The sequence below is a fragment of the Ferrovibrio sp. genome, from assembly GCF_046297895.1.
Classification (GTDB): domain Bacteria; phylum Pseudomonadota; class Alphaproteobacteria; order Ferrovibrionales; family Ferrovibrionaceae; genus Ferrovibrio.
Map to the genome: position 1 here is coordinate 57,231 of NZ_JBKBHC010000009.1, position 15,904 is coordinate 73,134.

Sequence of the window (15,904 nt, forward strand, 5' to 3'; positions counted from 1 at the left end):
GAAAGGGCGGCTTTGCAGCCGCCCTTTGTCGATCCTTGTTACCGTCAATCAGATGTTGCCGATCAGATGTTGATCGTGCGGCCGTCCACGGCCAGGGCAGCTTCCTTCACCGCCTCGGTCAGCGCCGGATGGGCGTGCACGGTGCGGTAGACATCCTCGGCCGAGGCGCCGAATTCCAGCGCCATCACCAGTTCCTGGATCAGATGGCCGGCATCGGGGCCGATGATGTGGGCACCCAGCACCTTCTTGGTCTTTTCGTCTTCCAGGATCTTCACGAAACCATCGGTCATGGTCATGGCGCGCGCGCGCGCATTGGCCGTGAAGGGGAACTTGCCCGCCTTGTAGGCGATGCCGGCTGCCTTCAGTTCTTCCTCGGTCTTGCCCACGCTGGCCACTTCCGGCCAGGTGTAGACCACGCCCGGAATGGCGTCGTAGTTGATATGCGGCTTCTGGCCGGCCAGCAACTCGGCCAGCACCACGCCCTCTTCCTCGGCCTTGTGCGCCAGCATCGCGCCCTGGATGGCATCGCCGATGGCATAAACGCCCTTGGCCGTGGTCTGGAAATGATCGTCCACCTTCACGCGGCCGCGTTCGTCGAGCTGCACGCCGGCGGCTTCCAGGCCCAGGCCCTTAGTGTAGGGGCGACGGCCGATCGAGACCAGCACGATATCGGCCTTCACCTCTTCGGTGGCGCCGCCAGCTGCCGGTTCCATGGTCAGCGTCACGCCGCCCTTGCCGGCCTTGGCGGCGGTGACCTTGGTGCCGAGCTTGAACTTCATGCCCTGCTTGGCCAGCACGCGCTGCATCTGCTTCGACACTTCGCCATCGTTGGTCGGCAGGATGCGGTCGAGGAATTCCACCACGGTGACCTCGGCGCCGAGGCGGTTCCACACCGAACCCAGCTCCAGGCCGATCACGCCGCCGCCGATCACCACCATGGTCTTCGGCACGGCGCCGAGCTTGAGCGCGCCGGTGGAGGACACGACCTGCTTCTCGTCGATCTCAATGCCCTTGAGCGGCATGACCTCGGAGCCGGTGGCGATCACGATATGCTTGGCAGTGTATGTGCCGGCGCTTTCGCCCTTCACGGCGACCTTGCCGCCGCCCAGCAGGCTGCCCTCGCCCTTCAGCCAGGTGACCTTGTTCTTCTTGAACAGGAATTCGATGCCCTTGTTCGAGGAACTGACCACGCTCTGCTTCTGCGCCATCATCGCCGGCAGATCGACCTCGATCTTGCCGACCTTGATGCCGTGCTGGGCGAAGCCGTGGGTGGCCTCGTGATAGAGTTCGGAGGAATGCAGCAGCGCCTTGGACGGAATGCAGCCGACATTGGTGCAGGTACCGCCCAGGCCGGGATCCTTCTCGACGCAGGCGACACTCATGCCGAGTTGGGCGCAGCGGATCGCCATGGTGTAACCGCCGGGGCCGGCGCCGATGATGATGATGTCGAAAGCCTGTTCGCTCATTCGTGAATCTCCCAAACCCTAGAAAGCCAGCGGACCGAAAACACCGCCGCCAGCGGCTTTGAACACGCGTGTCGTCTGGCTGCCCTGCAGAATACCGCTGCCGACCAGATCGGCCAGCATGGCGCGATAATCGGCGGAGTCCTTCACCGCATCGACGGCGGCCTGGTCGCGCCACAGACTGATGGTGCGCCACTCGTCGGAATCATAGGTGAAAAAACAGCCTAGACAGCCATCCTGGTTGCGGAAAAACGGCTCCAGCCGGCTGCGGGCGAAAGCGACCAGATCGTCCAGGCGGGCGAGGGTAAACCCCGTGCTCCAGACCCGGACGATCATGATCCCCTACCTCAGACCTCAAACAGCAGGCGCTGCGGGTCCTCGATCGATTCCTTGACGCGCACCAGGAAGCTGACCGCCTCGCGGCCGTCGATGATGCGGTGGTCGTAGGACAGCGCCAGATACATCATCGGCCGGATCACGACCTGGCCGTTGATGGCCATCGGACGTTCCTGGATCTTGTGCATGCCCAGAATGGCCGATTGCGGCGGGTTGATGATCGGGGTCGACATCAGCGAACCGAACACGCCGCCGTTGGAGATGCTGAAGGTGCCGCCCTGCAGCTCGTCGATCCCGAGCTTGCCGTCGCGGGCGCGCTTGCCGAAATCGGCGATGGTCTTTTCGATGCCGGCGAACGACATCTGGTCGGCATCGCGGATCACCGGCACGACCAGGCCGGTCGGGGTCGACACGGCACAGCCGATGTTGAAGTAGTTCTTGAAGACGATGTCATCACCCTCGATCTCGGCGTTCACCGCCGGGAATTCCTTCAGGGCCTGCACGCAGGCCTTGACGAAGAACGACATGAAGCCCAGTCGCACGCCGTGCTTCTTCTCGAAGCCATCAACGTAGGTCTTGCGGGCGGCCATCAGGGCCGACATGTCCACCTCGTTGAAGGTGGTGAGCATGGCGGCGGTATTCTGCGCCTCCTTCAGGCGGCGGGCGATCACCTGCCGCAGCTTGGACATGCGCTGGCGTTCCTCGCGGTCGGCATTGGCGCGCGGGCCGGCCGGCACCGCGGGGCGGGCAGACGGAGCGGCAGCGCCGCCGGCGAGCAGGTCCATCACGTCGCCCTTGGTGACGCGGCCGCCCTTGCCCGAACCGGCAACGCCCGATACGTCGACATTCTTTTCAGCGGCGAGCTTGGCGGCGGCCGGCAGGGCCTGGCCGGCGGCCGGGGCGGCGGCAGGCGCCGCCGGGGCCTTCGGCGCAGCAGGCGCCGCGGCGGGTTTGGCGGCTTCGGCGGGCTTGGCGGCCGGCTTCGCGGCAGCACCCGCGCCGGCAGCCAGAGTGGCGAGCAGATCGCCAACCTGCACCGTCGCGCCTTCGGCGGCCAGAACTTCGCCCAGCGTGCCGGCTTCCGGCGCATTGACCTCCACGGTCACCTTGTCGGTCTCCAGTTCGACCAGCAGCTGGTCACGGGCCACTGCGTCGCCGGCCTTGACGGCCCAGCGGCCAACGGTGGCCTCAGAGATCGATTCCGCCAGCTGCGGGACGCGAATTTCGACTGCCATGTTTTACTTCCCTCTTTAAGAACGCCCCTCGGATGCCCCCGTCCCGGGTCACGCCGTCAGCGCGTCATCGACCAGTTTGGCCTGCTGCTGGTTATGCTTGCTCATCAGGCCGGTGGCCGGCGAGGCCGCCTCGACGCGGCCGGCATAAAGCGGCCGCTTCATCTTGATGTCGAGTTCGGCCAGCACGCCCTCGATATGGGGCTCGGCGAAGCTCCAGGCGCCCATGTTCTTCGGTTCTTCCTGGCACCACACCACCGTCTTGGCGTTCTTGTAACGCTTCATCTCGGTCAGCAGGGCCTTGTGCGGGAACGGATAGAGCTGTTCCACGCGCAGGATAACCGTGTCCTTCATCTCGCGCTTCTGGCGTTCCTCGAAAAGGTCGTAGTAGACCTTGCCCGTGCACAGGATGATGCGCTTGATCTTGGCATCGTCATGCGGGGCATCATCCCACAGTACGCGGTGGAAGGACGAACCCGGGCCCATGTCGGTGAGCTTGGAAACCGCCAGCTTGTGACGCAGCAGCGATTTCGGCGTCATCAGGATCAGCGGTTTGCGGAACTTGCGGTGCATCTGCCGGCGCAGGATGTGGAAGTAGTTCGCCGGCGTGGTGCAGTTCGCCACCTGCATGTTGTCTTCGGCGCAGAGCTGCAGATACCGCTCCAGGCGGGCCGAGCTGTGCTCGGGGCCCTGGCCTTCATAGCCATGGGGCAGCAGCACGGCGAGGCCGGACATGCGCATCCACTTCACCTCGCCCGAGGAGATGAACTGGTCGAACACCACCTGGGCGCCGTTGGCAAAGTCGCCGAACTGGCCTTCCCACATGACCAGCGCGTTCGGCTCGGCCAGACTGTAGCCGTATTCGTAGCCCAGCACGGCGGCTTCCGACAGCAGGCTGTCGATCACCTCGTAATGGGCGGCCTTGTCATCGATGTGATTGAGCGGCACGTAGCGCTCTTCGGTCTGCTGGTCGTGCCAGACGCTGTGCCGCTGGCTGAAGGTGCCGCGGCCGCAATCCTGGCCCGACAGGCGCACGCCGAACCCTTCGAGCTGCAGCGAGCCGAAGGCCAGCGCTTCGGCCGTTGCCCAGTCCAGGCCCTCGCCCGCCTCTATGGCGGCGCGGCGGTTCTGGGTATTGCGCGCCAGCGTCTTGTGGATGTTGAAGCCGTCCGGCACGGTCGTGATGGCGCGGCCGATCTTCTTCAGCGTCTCGATCTCGACGGCGGTTGTGCCGCGGCGGTCGTCGCCCGAAGCGATTTCCAGGCCGGTCCACTTGCCTTCTAGCCAGTCGGCCTTGTTCGGCTTGAACGACTTCGAGGCTTCCAGTTCCTCTTCCAGGCGGTTCTGGAAGGTGGTGACCATGCCCTCGGCATCAGCCTCGCTGATCACCCCTTCCTCGATCAGGCGCTTGGCGTAGATCTGGCGCGTGGTCGGATGCGTCGCGATCGCGCGGTACATGATCGGCTGGGTGAAGGAAGGATCGTCGGTCTCGTTATGGCCGTGACGGCGATAACAGAACAGGTCGATCACCACGTCCTTCTTGAACTGCTGGCGGAATTCGGTGGCGATCTTGGCCACATGCGTCACGGCTTCCGGATCGTCGCCGTTGACGTGGAAGATCGGCGCCTGCACCACCTTGGCCAGGTCGGACGGATACGGCGACGAGCGCGAATAGGACGGGTTCGTCGTGAAGCCGATCTGATTGTTGACGATGATGTGGATGGTGCCGCCGGTGCGATAGCCGCGCAGTTCCGAAAGCGCGAAGCATTCCGCCACCACGCCCTGGCCGGCAAAGGCCGCGTCGCCGTGCAGCAGCACGGTCATCACCTGGCCGCGCTCGGTGTCGCCCATCTGGGTCTGCTTGGCGCGCGACTTGCCCAGGCAGACCGGATTGATGATTTCCAGATGCGACGGATTCGCCGCCAGCGACAGATGCACCTTGTTGCCGTCGAACTCGCGGTCCGAAGAAACGCCAAGGTGATACTTCACGTCGCCCGAACCCTGGAAGTCGTCCGGGTGATAGGCCATGCCCTTGAATTCGGAAAAGATGGCGCGATAGGGCTTGGCCATCACATTGGCCAGGATGTTGAGGCGGCCGCGATGCGGCATGCCCAGTTCGATATCCTTCAGGCCAAGCTGGCCGCCGCGCTTGATGATGGCTTCCATCGCCGGGATCAGCGCCTCGCCGCCTTCCAGGCCGAAACGCTTGGTGCCGGTGAACTTCATGTGGCAGAAGCGCTCGAAAATCTCGCCTTCCACCAGCTTGTTGAGGATCGCCTTCTTGCCCTCGTTGGTGAAGTGGACGTCCTTGTCGCGGCCTTCGATGCGCTCCTGGATCCAGGCCTTCTGCTCCGGATGGTAGATGTGCATGAACTCGACGCCGATGGTCGAGCAGTAGGTGCGGCGCAGGATCTGCAGGATCTCGCGCAGGGTCGCCGTCTCCAGACCCAGCATGTTGTCGATGAAGATCGGCCGGTCCATGTCGGCTTCCGAGAAGCCGTAGGATTGCGGTTCCAGCTCAGGATGAGCGCCGGATGCCTGGATGCCGAGCGGATCCAGGTTGGCCATCAGATGGCCGCGGATGCGGTAGTTGCGGATCAGCATGGCCGCGCGGATCGTGTCCAGCGCTGCGGCGCGGGCATCGGCCGCCGAAGCACCGGCCTTGGCGGCGCGGTCGGCTGCCTTGGCCGCCTTGCCCTGGGCACCGAGCAGGCCCTCGTCCTCAAGCTGGATCAGCGCCGAGGCCGGCGCCCAGCTCGGACGGCTCAGGGCCTGTTTCGGCTGGCTGAAATCCTCGCCGAGGGCCTCGAAGAACTGCTTCCAGGACGGATCAACGCTGTCAGGATTGGCAACGTACTTGGCATACAGCTCCTCCACGAAGGTGCTGTTGCCACCATAGAGGAACTGCGTGCGTTCAAGCTGCGCCGTCATCGATGTCGTGGCGCCGCTTGTTGGCCGGCGCCGCCCTCTTGTGAGTCCTGTTACTTCCCGTTCAACAGATCAACCAGGGTGGTGCCGAGCGCGGCAGGGCTATCCGATACGCGGATGCCGGCCGATCGCATGGCCTCCAGCTTGGTGTTCGCGTCGCCCTTGCCGCCCGAGATGATCGCGCCGGCATGGCCCATGCGGCGGCCCGGAGGGGCAGTGCGCCCGGCGATGAAGCCAACGGTCGGCTTCTTCACCTTCGACTTCTTGAGGAACTCGGCGGCTTCTTCCTCTGCGCTGCCGCCGATCTCGCCGATCATGATGATGCACTCGGTTTCCTTGTCCCCGAGGAACAGGTCGAGCGCGTCGATGAAGTTGGTGCCGTTGACCGGATCGCCGCCGATGCCGATGCAGGTGGTCTGGCCCAGGCCGGCCGCCGTGGTCTGCGCCACCGCCTCATAGGTCAGCGTGCCGGAGCGCGACACGATGCCGACCTTGCCGCGGCGGTGGATATGGCCCGGCATGATGCCGATCTTGCATTCGCCCGGCGTGATGATGCCGGGGCAGTTCGGACCGATCAGGCGGGTCTTGGAACCGCCCAGGGCGCGCTTGACCTTCACCATGTCGAGCACCGGAATGCCTTCGGTGATGCAGACCACCAGAGGGATTTCGGCATCAATGGCTTCCAGGATCGAGTCGGCCGCGAACGGCGGCGGCACATAGATCACGCTGGCATTGGCGCCGGTCTTGGAAACGGCCTCGGCGACAGTGTTGAAGACCGGCAGGCCGATATGCTGCGTGCCGCCCTTGCCGGGGGTAACGCCACCGACCATCTTGGTGCCGTAGGCGATCGCCTGTTCGGTATGGAAAGTGCCCTGGCTGCCGGTAATGCCCTGGCAGATGACCTTGGTATCCTTGTTGACCAGAACAGCCATTTCACTTGGCTCCCTTCACGGCCTTGACCACCTTCTCGGCGGCATCGGCAAGATTGTCGGCAGAGATGATCGGCAGGCCGCTCTCGGCCATGATCTTCTTGCCCAGATCGACGTTGGTGCCTTCCAAGCGAACCACCAGCGGCACGGCCAGTTTCACCTCGCGGGCCGCCGCCACCACGCCCTCGGCGATGATGTCGCAGCGCATGATGCCGCCGAAGATATTGACCAGGATACCCTTCACGTTCTTGTCGCCAAGAATGATCTTGAACGCAGCCGTGACACGCTCCTTGGTGGCGCCGCCGCCGACATCGAGGAAGTTGGCCGGCTCGGAGCCGTACAGCTTGATGATGTCCATGGTCGCCATGGCCAGGCCGGCGCCGTTGACCATGCAGCCGATCTCGCCGTCCAGCTTGACGTAGTTGAGCGACCACTTCGCGGCTTCCAGTTCGGAGGCATCCTCCTCGTCCGGATCGCGCATGTCCTCGACATCCTTGTGCCGGTACAGCGCATTGTCGTCGAAATTCATCTTGGCATCGAGCGCGATCAGGTCGCCCGCGCCGGTCACGACCAGCGGATTGATCTCGACGATGGAGGCATCGAGGCCGACGAAGGCCTCGTACATCGCGGTCATGAACTTCACCGCCGACTGCACCTGCTTGCCTTCCAGGCCGAGGCCGAAGGCGATCTTGCGGGCATGGTAGGGCTGCAGGCCGGTGGCCGGGTCGATGGCGACCTTGAGAATCTTCTCGGGATGCTTGGCGGCAACCTCCTCGATCTCCATGCCGCCCTCGGTCGAGGCCATCACGGTGATGCGCGAGGTGGCGCGGTCGACCAGGAAGCTCAGGTAAAGCTCACGCTTGATGTCGCAGCCTTCCTCGACATAGAGGCGCTTGACCAGCTTGCCTTCCGGGCCGGTCTGGTGAGTCACCAGGGTCATGCCGAGCATGGCCTTGGACTTCTCGGCCACCTCATCGATGGATTTCACGACCTTGACGCCGCCGCCCTTGCCGCGGCCGCCGGCATGGATCTGGGCCTTCACCACCCAGACCGGACCGCCGAGCTGCTTGGCCACGGTAACGGCCTCGTCGGGCGAGAACGCCACACCGCCGCGCGGCACGGCGACACCGTATTTCGCGAGCAGGCTTTTCGCCTGGTATTCATGGATATTCATGCTGACCTACGGGTTTTCGGACCGGTAGCGGATGCCACGGTATTGGTGATTGCCGTTCGGGGCCGAGGTTATAGCAGCCTTCCGAAGGGCTGCAACCTTCGCCCCGCGCCTAATCCTGATTTTACGACGAAAGTTCACGGACTTGCGCGTTACGAGTCGATAATTACCGGTTAAAAATGTGATTTCCCGGACATCAGCCCGCTTTAGCGCCGCTGCTGCAGCACGCGCTCCGATGCCGGGCGGTCGCCGTAGGTGAACAGGCGGGTGCTGAGCTGGGGATTGAAATCGATCTGGCTGAGCGTGATGGACGTGACCTTGCCCTGGGCATCCGCGACCGTCCAGCCGGCGAATTCCAGCGGCTTGTCGCCAAAGACCAGGGTCAGCGAGCCCTCCTTCGGCCGGTCGGGTGCAAACAGCGTGACGCGCAGGATGGCGGCGCCGCGCTCGACCTTTGCAATGCCGACGCCATCGTCGAATTTCACCTGCTCGCGCAGCAGCAGGTCGAGCGGCGTGGCCCCGAGCGGGATGCGCTCCACCGATTTCAGCTCGCGATCTTCCATGATGATGTAGGCGCCGTCGGACACGATCAGCATGGGCACCGGCGGATCGAACTCGAAGCGGAAGCGGCCCGGCCGGCTGAGATAGATCTTGCCCTCGGCCGCATCGCCTTCCGGCCCGACCTGCAGGAAGCGGCCCTGCATGGTGCGCACCTGGTTGAAATAGCCGGCAACCCGCTCCAGATCGGCGCGATCCTGCTGCGTCAGGCGCGCATTCGTGGCCGGGGCCGCGGCATAGGCCGTGGCCAGCGGCACTTTCGCGGCAGCGGCGGCGACGGCCATGGCGAGCAGGAAGCGGCGGCGGCTGGTGGGTGTGGTATCCATGGCTGTCAGGCGTAGCCGCGGGCGATGGCGAAATCAAGGCAAGCCGCATAATCTTGCCGTGACCAATCAGGGAGCGAACCATGATCCTGACCAGCACCGACAGCGTGGACGGCAAAAAGATCACCGCCTATCTCGGCATTGTCGCGGGCGAGGCCGTGATGGGCACCAACGTGTTCCGCGATTTCTTCGCCGGCATCACCGACATCCTGGGCGGCCGCTCGGGTTCATACGAAAAGGAACTGCGCAAGGCCAAGGCGCTGGCCCTGGAAAGCCTGGTCGAGGAGGCCAAGGCGCTGGGGGCCGATGCCGTGGTGGGCATGGACCTGGATTACCAGCAGATCGGCGGCAACGACCGCCAGATGCTGATGGTGGCGGCCAGCGGCACGGCGGTGAAGCTGGGCTAGGCGCAAAAATCCACTTGAAAAAGAACGATCGTTCGATATTTTAGCTGGGCCTCCCGGAAAGGAAACGACATGGCTCAGAAGCAACCATCCAGATCCAAAAATAGCACGAACATTCGAACTATTGTTGGTTTTCTAACCGAACGTGCCTTGATCCGGGCCGGATTCGCCATCGCCCCGGGCTGGGCCGCCCGCCGCGCTGCCACCCTGTTCCTAGCTTCCCTGCGCCGCCCGGCCGGGCCCCGGTCCGTGCCGGCCAGCCATGGCACGCCCTTTGCCGTCGATGGCCCGGTCGGCCCGGTGGCGGCCTGGAGCCATGGCCGCCCCGGGGATCCCGCCATACTGCTGGTGCATGGCTGGGAGGACGACCATCTGAGCTGGGCCACGCTGGTCGACCGGCTGGTGGCCGACGGCTACCGCGTGCTGACGCTCGACCTGCCGGGTCACGGCCGCTCGCCGGCGCGCTCGCGCCATGGCCGCGCCACCCCGATCCCGGTGCTGGCGGCCGGCGTCGCCGCCGTCGCCCGCGAGGCGGTCGCCATCGGCGCTGTGCCCCGGGGCGGCAAATTCCAGGCGGTGATCGCCCATTCGCTGGGTGGCACCGCCACGCTGATTGCCGCCACCGAAATGGGCCTGATGGCCGAACGTTTCGCCATTCTGGCCGCACCCAACCACCCGCGCCTGTTCGCCGGAGCGATGATGCAGATGCTGAAGCTGAACCCGGCGCAGGTCGAACAGGCCTATGCCGCCATCGAGGCCATCGTCGGCCGCAGCATGGACTCGCTTTACCTGCCGCCAAAGCTGCGCGATCTGGATGCCGCCGGTCTGATCCTGCATAGCCGCGACGACCGCACCGTGCCGCTGAAGCACAGCCAGGAGAATGCCGCCGGCTGGCCCCGCGCGGAACTGCGAATCCTGGACGGCCTGGGCCATCGCAAACTGGTCAGCGATCCGGATGTGCAGGCCATGCTGTTGCATTTCGTGAAGTCCGAGGCCCCGGCCGATGCCTATGGCCTGCGGCCCGATGCGGCGTGAACGAAGACAACAGGCATGAAAAAGCCCGGCATCACTGCCGGGCTTTTTTTGCGACCGATGCCTTCGCGGCGATTATTCCGCCGCCTCGATGTTGCGGGCCAGTACTTCGCGCTTGCCGACATGGTTGGCGGGGCCGACCACGCCTTCCTTTTCCATGCGCTCCATGATGCGGGCGGCGCGGTTATAGCCGATCTGCAGATGGCGCTGGATGAAGGACGTGCTGGCCTTGCGCTCGCGGCAGACCAGGGCCACGGCCTGGTCATAGAGCGTGTCTTCCTCGCCGCCCTCGCCACCGCCCGAGCCGGGCATGCCGAACTTGCCGCCATCGAGATCGGCGGTCACCGCCTCGACATAGACCGGCTCGGCCTGGTCCTTCAGCATCTTCACCACGCGCTCGACCTCTTCATCCGATACGAACGGGCCGTGCACGCGGCTGATGCGGCCGGCACCCGGCATGAACAGCATGTCGCCCATGCCCAGCAGCTGCTCGGCGCCCTGCTCGCCCAAGATGGTGCGGCTGTCGATCTTCGACGTCACCTGGAAGGAGATGCGGGTCGGGAAATTGGCCTTGATCGTGCCGGTGATGACATCGACCGACGGGCGCTGCGTGGCCATGATCAGGTGGATGCCGGCAGCGCGCGCCATCTGGGCCAGGCGCTGGATCGCCGCCTCGATATCCTTGCCGGCCACCAGCATCAGGTCGGCCAGCTCGTCCACGATCACCACGATGAAGGGCAGCGGATTGAGGTCGATCGGCCGTTCCTCGTAGATCGGCTTGCCGGCCTCGTCGAAACCGGTCTGCACCGTGCGGCCCAGCTTCTCGTCCTTGGCGCGGGCCTGGGCGAGGCGTTCGTTGTAGCTGGCGATGTTGCGCACACCGAGTTCCGACATCTTGCGATAGCGGTCCTCCATCTCGCGCACGGTCCATTTCAGTGCCACTACCGCCTTGCCCGGCTCGGTCACCACCGGCGCCAGCAGATGCGGGATGCCGTCATAGACCGAAAGCTCCAGCATCTTGGGATCGACCATGATGAAGCGGCACTGGTCAGGCGTAAGCTTGTAGAGCAGCGACAGGATCATGGTGTTGATCGCCACCGACTTGCCCGAACCGGTGGTGCCGGCCACCAGCAGATGCGGCATCTTGGCCAGGTCGGCGATGATCGCCGCGCCACCGATATCCTTGCCCAGCGCCAGCGCCAGCTTGTTCGACGGCGCCTCGAATTCCGCCGAGGCCAGCAATTCGCGCAGGTAAACCGTCTCGCGCTTGGCGTTCGGCAGTTCGATGCCGATGGCGTTGCGGCCGGGAATGACGGCAACGCGGGCCGACAGCGCGCTCATCGAGCGGGCAATGTCGTCGGACAGGCCGATCACGCGGCTGGACTTGGTGCCGGGCGCGGGTTCGAGCTCGTACAGCGTCACCACCGGACCGGGGCGCACCTTGGTGATCTCGCCCTGCACGCCGAATTCGTTCAGCACCGATTCAAGCATGCGCGCGTTCTGCTCCAGCGCATCCTCGTTGATCTTCTCGCGCGCGCTGTCGGCCGGCGGCGGCTTCAGCAGCGACAGTTCCGGCAGTTCGAAATCACCGGCATCGCCGAGGTTGAGCGAAGTCTGCGCCTCGCGCGCCATGCGGCTGCCGGTTTTGGGCTTTTCGATGCGGCGCGTGACGCGGCCCTCGTCGACCTTCCTGGCCGCGGGCAGACGCGGCATGTCCTCGTCGTCATCGGCGTCGATATCGTCGTCCAGATCATCGGGGTCGATGTAATCGTCATCCTCGGCGGCGGCGCGCGCCTTGGCCTTGCCAAAGCTGGGCTCTGCCTTGCGCAGCATGGGCCTGTCGTCCTCGTCGCCGCGGCTGAAAAAACCCTTCAGGCGGCCGAAGACGCCGCCAACCACTTCCGGCGCTTCCTGGCCGGTGCGCATGGCGGCCTTGCCGCCGCGATAGAGACCCTGGGCTGCCAGGCCGGTGGCCGCGGCAGCGCCGAAGCCGAGGCCGGCACCCATGCGGCGCCATTCGCTGGAACTGAGGCCAGAGGCGAAATAGAAGCAGAGCACCGCGAAGGCAAAGCACAGGATCGCCGGCAGTACGGCCGAGATCGGCAGGCCGAAGGACACGCCCAGCGGCACGAGCTGGTGATACAGGATGTAATCGCCCACCACGCCGCCGAGGCCGGCGCGCAGGCTCCAGCTTGCCGGCACCGGCAGGGCCGCGGCGAAACAGGCGAACAGGACCAGCGTGAGCGGTACCAGGGCAACATTCAGCCACCAGCGCGGCAGGCCGCGATGCGACACCACGCGGAACCCCCAGGAGGCGAGCAGCAGCACGAACAGCCAGGCCGAAAGGCCCAGCGTCTGCAGCAGCACATCGGAGGCATAGGCGCCGGGCAGGCCGAGCCAGTTCCTGGGCGCCAGCGGGGTGGCATGGTTGAAATTCGGATCGGCCGGATCGAAGGTGGCCAGCGCCAGCGCCAGCAGGAAGCCGACGCCCAGGATCAGCACGCCGCCGCCTTCCCGCGCCCGCAGGCGCAGGAATTCATCGAAACCTTCCGGGAAGAAAGACCGCTTCTTCTTCGACCTGGCAGCCATACCGTTCCTCGCACTCTGTAATCAGACGGACCGATGCCTGTTAACCATACCGGCAGGAAAAACGTCGCCGGTCCGGGCCGATTCGCCCCAGCCTGGGGATTTAACCCCCCAGAACGTTACCGATTCGTTGAAGTGCGCTGCGGGTGGTCTCGAGGTCAGCCACCAGGGCGATCCTTAAATAGGATTTTCCGGCCTTTTCGCCGCCGTTCTCGGGGCGGGTCAGGTAATTGCCGGGCAGGGTGCGGATGCCGGCCTCGCGCCACAGCCTCAGCGCCATGGCCTCCGGGTCGCCCACATCGAGCCAGAGATAGAAGCCGCCCGCCGGACGGAAAAAACCGAAGCGGTTGCCCAGCACGTTCTGCGCCATGTCGAACTTCTGGCGGTAGAGCGCCCGGTTCTGCTCCACATGGGCCTCGTCGCGCCACAAAGCGGCGGAGGCGGCGGCCACCGGCATCATCATGCCGGTGCAGCCATAGTTGCGCAGCTTGATGAAGGCCTTGGTGATCTCGGGGTCGCCGGTGCAGAAGCCCGAGCGCAGGCCCGGCGCGCTGGAGCGTTTGGACAGCGAATGGAAGACGACCACGTTCTTCAGCGCGTCCGGACCGGCCTTGCCGCCGGCCAGGTGCATGGCGGCATCCAGGCCGCCGGGCGGCGGCACCTGATCGTAGATCTCGGCATAGCATTCATCGAAGGCAACGACGAAATCGTGCCGGCGCGACAACTCGATCAGGTTCGCCAGATACTCGACGCTGGCCACCGCGCCCTGCGGATTGGCCGGCGAGCAGATATAGACCAGGGCAGTGCGGTCCAGAATATCGGCATCGATCGTGTTGAAATCGGGCAGAAAGCCGTTCTCGGCCAGAGCCGGCATGAAATAAGGCTCGGCACCGGCCGCGACCGCCGCGCCGACATAGGTCTGGTAGAAGGGATTGGGCATCAGCACGACGGGCCGCTCGCCCTTCCTGCCCTTCTTCTCCGGCACCACCACGCCGGCAATCATGTACAGGCCCTCGCGCGTGCCGGTCAGCGCCACGATCTGCGTCTCGGGATCGATCAGGCCGGCCGGCAGGTTGTAGCGGCGCATGATCCAGTCGGCGCAGGCGGACCGGAATTCCGGCGTGCCGTTGATGGTGGGATAGCGGCTCAGCACGCTCAGATCCGCGGTCATGTGCTCGACCACCATGGCGGGCAGCGGATGCTGCGGCTCGCCGATCGACAGGTTGATCGGCGCAACGCCGGCCGGCAGCGGCTCGGAATCGAGCAGGTTGCGCAGGCGGGCAAAGGGATAGTCGCTGAGGGCGTCGATACGGGGATTGAGCATGCGGGTCACGAACCGGGACAGCCAGGCCCGACAACGGCGAATCGGGCGAAATGGGATATCCGGCAATCTACGGGGCCCGCTGCCGGGCGGCAAGGCCGCAGCCCGGAGCACAACCAAGTCCAGGTGGCCGGCAATGCCGGCCACCGGGCAGGCCGACTTACTTCGCGGCCAGGAATTCCGGCACGCGCAGGAGGATCAGCTCGTTGTCATCGTTCTTGCCGATGGTGCGGCCGGTCGAGAAAGGCAGGTTGTTGTCGTTCCCGACCACAATATGCTGGGCATCAACCACGTCGACATCCTCGATGGTGACGAAGGGGAAGCTGAACTTGCCGCTGGCATGGCCCTGCTTTGCCTTCTTGTCGGGATCGGCAATGTCCATCAGGTCGATATAGCCGACCTTCTTGACAAAGCCGCCCTCGTCGACCTGGCTCAGATCGATCTTGTAAATGCGCTTGAATTTGGCAGGCACATTGAAGCAATCCGTCCGCGCCGGGCCGTTGCAGGCCTGGGCCTCGACGCCCTCGCCGTTATCGCGCTCGATGATCAGGCCGGTATTGGCATCGATCATGTTGAAGTCGCCGATATTGTTGCCGTTGACCTCAAGGCGGTATTTCCACGACCGGCCGGTCCATTCGGCCTTCTGCACGTCGAATTCAAGTACGCGCAGATATTCCCTGCCACCGGCCGTTTCCCAGGCCTTGGCCTCGGCATCCCAGAGTGGGCCTTCCATCAGCGGGTAGAGGAACTTGCCGTCCTTGGCTGCGGCCATACCCTCGTAGCCGCGGCTGCGGCGGGCCTCGAAAACGACCGCGCCTGGCACGGCGGGCATGCGGACAGTGTGGTGGTCTGGCGAGCGCACAACCTTACCGCCCAGTTTGGTGTCATGCACGGCCTTGACCCGCCCCTGCAGGTCGGTGGCGATGAGATAGGGTCCGAATTCGTCCCCGAACCACAGCGTATCGCCGATTTGCTGGATTGACTCGATGTCGAAATCGGCGCCGGTGAGATAGCGCCTGTCGCTGCCTTCCAGTGCGATGGGAAACGGCACCTTGCGGTCAGGATCGCTGAGGAACACCGTCTGGCTGCGCTCGATCTTGCCGCCGGTCCAGTCCACCTTCAGGCGATGGAACTTCAGCAGCGCGTCGGAAGAATCAGCCTTGGAGCCGAAGCCATTGTCGGTCAGCACCAGAAACTCGCCGTTGCCCAGCGACTTGATGCCCGAGAAGCCCTGCACCGGCTGCCCCTCGAAAGGCAGGCTGATGCCGGTCTTGCGTGGAGCCGCCTTGTCGGAGATGAATGAGGTACCCTCAACGCTGCCGACCTTGTCGTTGCGGCCGGCGCCGGTGAACTTGCCCGAGATTTTCACCGCCGACGGCGCATCGCCAGGCGCGGGAACGAAGCTTGCTGCCGGCAGCAGGGCATGCCCGGCCAGCGTGGCCGGAAACTGTCTGGCATCCTGGGCCTGCGTGGCAGGCACCCATACCAGGCCAAGCATCAGGATAGCGGTGGATGTGACTGTGGATTTCATACCCGATTCCCCCTTCGCGGTTGCGGGACAGAGTCGGTAACCGGCTGTTGTGACAGGCCCATGCCAGCGCGATGACATGCCGGTGACGAC

Annotated in this window: 12 protein-coding genes; 2 read left to right on the forward strand and 10 right to left on the reverse strand. The window is 64.8% G+C overall.

Annotated elements, in window-relative coordinates; all coding sequences use genetic code 11:
- Positions 1-62: 62 nt before the first annotated feature.
- The 7 genes from lpdA to ACK4FK_RS15850 all read right to left on the reverse strand — a co-directional run bounded on the left by lpdA (position 63) and on the right by ACK4FK_RS15850 (position 8,943).
- Positions 63-1,466: a dihydrolipoyl dehydrogenase gene (gene lpdA / locus ACK4FK_RS15820; protein ID WP_409746139.1), complete on the reverse strand. Its 1,404-nt coding sequence runs from the start codon at positions 1,464-1,466 to the stop codon at positions 63-65.
- Between the two features lie 18 nt (positions 1,467-1,484).
- Complete coding sequence (locus ACK4FK_RS15825) at positions 1,485-1,799, reverse strand: putative quinol monooxygenase (RefSeq protein WP_409746140.1); 315 nt, start codon at positions 1,797-1,799, stop codon at positions 1,485-1,487.
- 11 nt (positions 1,800-1,810) lie between these two features.
- Positions 1,811-3,034: a 2-oxoglutarate dehydrogenase complex dihydrolipoyllysine-residue succinyltransferase gene (gene odhB / locus ACK4FK_RS15830; protein ID WP_409746141.1), complete on the reverse strand. Its 1,224-nt coding sequence runs from the start codon at positions 3,032-3,034 to the stop codon at positions 1,811-1,813.
- A gap of 48 nt (positions 3,035-3,082) precedes the next feature.
- Positions 3,083-5,962, reverse strand: coding sequence for a 2-oxoglutarate dehydrogenase E1 component (locus ACK4FK_RS15835; RefSeq protein ID WP_409746142.1), 2,880 nt, complete (start codon positions 5,960-5,962; stop codon positions 3,083-3,085).
- Positions 5,963-6,012: 50 nt separating this feature from the next.
- Entirely contained in the window at positions 6,013-6,891 is an 879-nt protein-coding gene (gene sucD / locus ACK4FK_RS15840; protein WP_409746143.1) for a succinate--CoA ligase subunit alpha, read from the reverse strand.
- A gap of 1 nt (position 6,892) precedes the next feature.
- Positions 6,893-8,062 carry an ADP-forming succinate--CoA ligase subunit beta gene (gene sucC, locus ACK4FK_RS15845; protein ID WP_409746144.1) on the reverse strand — a complete coding sequence of 390 codons (1,170 nt, stop codon included), beginning with the start codon at positions 8,060-8,062 and terminating at the stop codon, positions 6,893-6,895.
- A gap of 203 nt (positions 8,063-8,265) precedes the next feature.
- Positions 8,266-8,943 carry a LolA family protein gene (locus tag ACK4FK_RS15850; protein ID WP_409746145.1) on the reverse strand — a complete coding sequence of 226 codons (678 nt, stop codon included), beginning with the start codon at positions 8,941-8,943 and terminating at the stop codon, positions 8,266-8,268.
- Between the two features lie 80 nt (positions 8,944-9,023).
- On the opposite strand from ACK4FK_RS15850, the gene ACK4FK_RS15855 reads away from it, so the two are divergent.
- Both ACK4FK_RS15855 and ACK4FK_RS15860 read left to right on the forward strand, forming a co-directional pair.
- On the forward strand, positions 9,024-9,347 hold the full coding sequence (locus ACK4FK_RS15855) for a heavy metal-binding domain-containing protein (RefSeq protein ID WP_374300289.1): 324 nt from the start codon (positions 9,024-9,026) through the stop codon (positions 9,345-9,347).
- 147 nt (positions 9,348-9,494) lie between these two features.
- Positions 9,495-10,379 (forward strand): alpha/beta hydrolase, encoded by an 885-nt coding sequence (locus tag ACK4FK_RS15860; protein WP_409746146.1) that lies wholly within the window; start codon positions 9,495-9,497, stop codon positions 10,377-10,379.
- Between the two features lie 72 nt (positions 10,380-10,451).
- Here the strand turns inward: ACK4FK_RS15860 and ACK4FK_RS15865 are convergent, their stop codons facing one another.
- The 3 genes from ACK4FK_RS15865 to ACK4FK_RS15875 all read right to left on the reverse strand — a co-directional run bounded on the left by ACK4FK_RS15865 (position 10,452) and on the right by ACK4FK_RS15875 (position 15,814).
- The gene (locus ACK4FK_RS15865; RefSeq protein WP_409746147.1) at positions 10,452-12,965 is read right to left on the reverse strand and encodes a DNA translocase FtsK; all 2,514 of its coding nucleotides are present in this window, start codon (positions 12,963-12,965) and stop codon (positions 10,452-10,454) included.
- A 100-nt stretch (positions 12,966-13,065) separates the two neighbouring features.
- Positions 13,066-14,286 (reverse strand): aminotransferase class I/II-fold pyridoxal phosphate-dependent enzyme, encoded by a 1,221-nt coding sequence (locus ACK4FK_RS15870; RefSeq protein ID WP_409746148.1) that lies wholly within the window; start codon positions 14,284-14,286, stop codon positions 13,066-13,068.
- 157 nt (positions 14,287-14,443) lie between these two features.
- Positions 14,444-15,814 carry an esterase-like activity of phytase family protein gene (locus tag ACK4FK_RS15875; RefSeq protein ID WP_409746149.1) on the reverse strand — a complete coding sequence of 457 codons (1,371 nt, stop codon included), beginning with the start codon at positions 15,812-15,814 and terminating at the stop codon, positions 14,444-14,446.
- Between the last annotated feature and the right edge of the window lie 90 nt (positions 15,815-15,904).

Bases quoted from the DNA above. Each gene is read 5' to 3' on its own strand.
- sucC (WP_409746144.1), bottom strand. From the start codon at position 8,062: ATGAATATCCATGAATACCAGGCGAAAAGCCTGCTCGCGAAATACGGT.
- odhB (WP_409746141.1), bottom strand. From the start codon at position 3,034: ATGGCAGTCGAAATTCGCGTCCCGCAGCTGGCGGAATCGATCTCTGAG.
- ACK4FK_RS15875 (WP_409746149.1), bottom strand. From the start codon at position 15,814: ATGAAATCCACAGTCACATCCACCGCTATCCTGATGCTTGGCCTGGTA.
- sucD (WP_409746143.1), bottom strand. From the start codon at position 6,891: ATGGCTGTTCTGGTCAACAAGGATACCAAGGTCATCTGCCAGGGCATT.
- ACK4FK_RS15850 (WP_409746145.1), bottom strand. From the start codon at position 8,943: ATGGATACCACACCCACCAGCCGCCGCCGCTTCCTGCTCGCCATGGCC.
- ACK4FK_RS15835 (WP_409746142.1), bottom strand. From the start codon at position 5,962: ATGACGGCGCAGCTTGAACGCACGCAGTTCCTCTATGGTGGCAACAGC.
- ACK4FK_RS15855 (WP_374300289.1), top strand. From the start codon at position 9,024: ATGATCCTGACCAGCACCGACAGCGTGGACGGCAAAAAGATCACCGCC.
- ACK4FK_RS15825 (WP_409746140.1), bottom strand. From the start codon at position 1,799: ATGATCGTCCGGGTCTGGAGCACGGGGTTTACCCTCGCCCGCCTGGAC.
- lpdA (WP_409746139.1), bottom strand. From the start codon at position 1,466: ATGAGCGAACAGGCTTTCGACATCATCATCATCGGCGCCGGCCCCGGC.
- ACK4FK_RS15870 (WP_409746148.1), bottom strand. From the start codon at position 14,286: ATGCTCAATCCCCGTATCGACGCCCTCAGCGACTATCCCTTTGCCCGC.
- ACK4FK_RS15865 (WP_409746147.1), bottom strand. From the start codon at position 12,965: ATGGCTGCCAGGTCGAAGAAGAAGCGGTCTTTCTTCCCGGAAGGTTTC.